Below are 3,338 nucleotides of genomic sequence, written 5' to 3'. Positions count from 1 at the left end.
CACGTATGCCGCGCCCGGGCTGCCGCTCCATCCCTTCTGGGGGGCGGTGACCAGCACGTCGACACCGAGGTCGGTCATGTCCACCCATAGGGCACCGGAGGCGATGCAGTCCAGGACGAGCAGCCCGCCGACCTCGTGCGTGGCCCGCGCCACCGCGCGCAGGTAGTCGTCGGGCAGCACGATCCCTGCCGAGGTCTCGACGTGCGCGGCGAACACCACCGCGGGCCGCTGGTCGGCGATGGTGGCGACGACCTCCTGCACCGGAGGTGGCGTCCATGACGTGGGGTGGGTCTGCGCGATGGGCCGGGCGGTCAGGACCGTGACGTCGTCGGTGATGCCGCCCATCTGCAGGATCTGGGACCACCGGTAGGAGAAGAAGCCGTTGCGCACGACCAGAGCGCGCCGACCGGTGGCCAGCTGGCGGGCGATGGCCTCCATGCCGTAGGTCCCGCCGCCAGGGACGATGGCCAGCGCGTCGGCATGGTAGGTCGTGGTGAGCACCTCGTTGAGCTGCTGCATCACACCGACAAAGCGCTTCGACATGTGATTGAGCGAGAGGTCGGTGAAGACGACCGAGTACTCCAACAGTCCGTCAGGGTCGATGTCAGGCCGGGGGAGGTTCATACGGCAGACGCTAGACGGTCCGCCGTTGATGCGTCGGCGTGCCCTGGGAATCTCAGGTAGCGACCTTCTCGATAGTGCGGGTCTTGCGGAGCAGTGCGGCGAGTTGCGGCACCACCTCCGGGTCAGCCTCCAGGACGTTCTCCAACTGGCTCACCTCGCGCGGGGATGGCCGCCAGCGTACGTACCTGGTGCACACGGGAGAAGCGATTACCTGATCGGGTAGCCCCCTCAGGCCACGACCTTGGCCACCTCGAAGGCGCTGACCGGCATCGGTGTCCGCAGCCGCCAGGTGATGGCCATCGGCTTCTCACCCCGGTGGCTGACATAATCGGCGTCGCCCAGGAAGAGGTAGGGCGCACCGGCGCCCAGGTCGGTGGTCTTAGTCCCGCGGGCGAAGAGCAGCACATGACTGCCCCGCTCACGGTGGTGGATGTAGCGCTGCCCGGTCGGTGAGGCCGCGGTGGTCACCGACTGGGACTCCCAGTGGAAGAGCTCGGAGCTGATCGCGTAGTCCTGATACATCGTGGTGGGGGAGTAGTCGGCCTCCGACTTCTTCAGCGTCACTAAGAAAGCGTCCGCATCGGCCTGCTGCGCGAACAGCACGCCCTCGCGGAAGCTGTTGGCCTTGCGTCCCTCGATACTCACGTAGTCCAGGGCCGCCACGATCTCCTCCCGGGTGTAGCGCGCGTGCACCCGCAACGGACGCTGCCCGAGCGCGCCGTGCAGCGGTGCGGTGACGTGCTGCGCGCTGTCCAGTCCCAGCGAGACGACGGCGCGCAGGTCCTCCCGGGCCGCTGGCTCGTCCCGGAGCACGTCGAGCATCTGCTGGTATGTCGTGAAGCCGCCCCCGTCGGGCCACAGCGAGAAGGCGAGCATCCGCAAGAGCGCCTGGTCCGCCGGGTGGGCCTGGTCGTATGCGGGCGCGTCGTCGGCCAGCCAGCGCAGGTAGGAGCGGGCACGGTCGGGGTCGTCGACGTGGGCAAGTGCGCGCACCCGCTTGAGCAGGCCGGCTTCGTGCGGCCCGGGTGTCGGCACGCCCATCCCCGCCTCGCGGCGTAGCCGGGCCCACGACCGGCGGGGCTTGGCGATCACGTCGGACAGCTCGACCTCGGACTGGGCCAGGAACGTCGGCAGGTCCTGGGTCGGGTGGGCCCGCAGCTCGGCGCTGATGTGTGCCCACCGGGTCGTCACCTGCCCGCGGATGTTGGCCAGCACCAGCTCCTGACTCTGCCGGTCCAGCACGATCTGCGTGCCCGAGGGCAGGAACGGGAAGCCGTGCTCGACGTCGCGCTGCAGCTGGGCCCGGGTGCTGCCGGTCAGCGCGCGGTAGCGGCGGTCGAAGCGGAACTCGGCGCGGTGGTGCCCGACGAAGTCCAGCGCGGTCAGCACCGCCTTGTCCGGCGCGAGGCGCAGACCACGGCCGAGCTGCTGCAGGAAGACCGTGGCGCTCTCGGTGGGCCGCAGGAACAGCACGGTGTCGATCTCGGGGATGTCGACGCCCTCGTTGAAGACGTCGACGGTGAAGACCGCGACGATCCGGCCGGCCCGTAGATCCTCGATCGCCCGTTCCCGCTCGCTCAGCGGTGTCGTGCCGAGCACGGTGGTCGATGGGAGGCCGGCCTCGGTGAAGACCCGAGCCATGTAGGTCGCATGGCGGGTGTCGACGCAGAACCCGAGCGACTTCATACGACCCGGTCGGGCGATCTTGTCGCGCACGGCCTGCAACACCGTGCGGGCGCGGGCGTCGTTGCCGGTGAACACGTTGGACAGGGCGGTGGTGTCGTAGGCGCCGGCCGTCCAGTCGACTCGGCGCAGGTCGGTGCCGTCGGCGATCCCGAAGTAGTGGAACGGCGTGAGCAGGTCGGCTCCCAGGGCGTCCCACAAGCGCAGCTCGGCGGCGGTGCGGCCGCCGAAGAACTGCCGCACGTCCTTGCCGTCACCGCGCTCGGGAGTGGCGGTGAGGCCGAGCAGCTCGCCCGGGGTGAGGTGGTCGGTGAGCCGCCGGTAGGTCGTGGCCTCGGCGTGGTGGAACTCGTCGATCACCACGACGGCGAACGCGTCGGTGGGGATGCGGTCCACGCCATACGAGGTCAGCGACTGCACGGAGGCGAAGACGTGCTGCCACCGCTCGGGGCGCAACCCGGCGACATACAGCTCGCCGAAGCCGGCGTCGCCGAGCACCTCGCGGTAGGTGCGCAGCGACTGCTCGAGGATCTCCTTGCGGTGGGCGACGAAGAGCAGGGTGGGCCGCTCGCCGGCCTCGCGCGCCAGGCGCCGGTAGTCCAGCGCCGCGACGACGGTCTTGCCGGTGCCGGTGGCCGCGACGAGCAGGTTGCGGTGACGGTCGTGCACGCGGCGCTCACCGTCGAGCTGCTCCAGCGTCCCGGACTGGTAGGGGTAGGGGCGCACCTCCAGGCCGGACAGGGTCAGCGTCACCCGTCCGCTGGCGTGCCCACCGCGGGCCTCGACCAGGGCGTCGTCGAGCCGGTCGCCGTCGCGGTCCGGGTCATAGGTCTCGTAGGCCGAGTCGTGCCAGTAGGTGTCGAAGGTCGCCCGGAACTTGCTCAGCAGGGCCGGCGTCGCCACGGAGGAGAGCCGGACGTTCCACTCCACCCCGTCGAGCAGCGCGGAGCGCGAGAGGTTGGAGGAGCCGACGTATGCGGTGTCGAAGCCGGTGTTGCGGCGGAACAGCCAGGCCTTGGCGTGCAGCCGGG

The 3,338-nt window shown here is 70.2% G+C and carries 2 protein-coding genes; both read right to left on the bottom strand.

Translation table 11 applies throughout. From position 1 onward, the window contains the following. Nucleotides 1–624: aminotransferase class V-fold PLP-dependent enzyme (locus tag ACR2FV_RS10565; protein ID WP_434015653.1), on the bottom strand; the 624-nt coding region annotated here is incomplete at its 3' end. A gap of 228 nt (nt 625–852) precedes the next feature. After that, on the bottom strand, nt 853–3,338 hold a 2,486-nt coding region (locus tag ACR2FV_RS10560; protein ID WP_434015652.1), incomplete at its 5' end, for a DUF3427 domain-containing protein.

The organism is Ornithinimicrobium sp. (assembly GCF_051004135.1).
In the GTDB taxonomy this organism is placed as follows: Bacteria; Actinomycetota; Actinomycetes; order Actinomycetales; family Dermatophilaceae; genus Ornithinicoccus.
The sequence above is the reverse complement of the archived record's forward strand: the minus strand, read 5'-3'. Positions and strand labels throughout refer to the sequence as shown.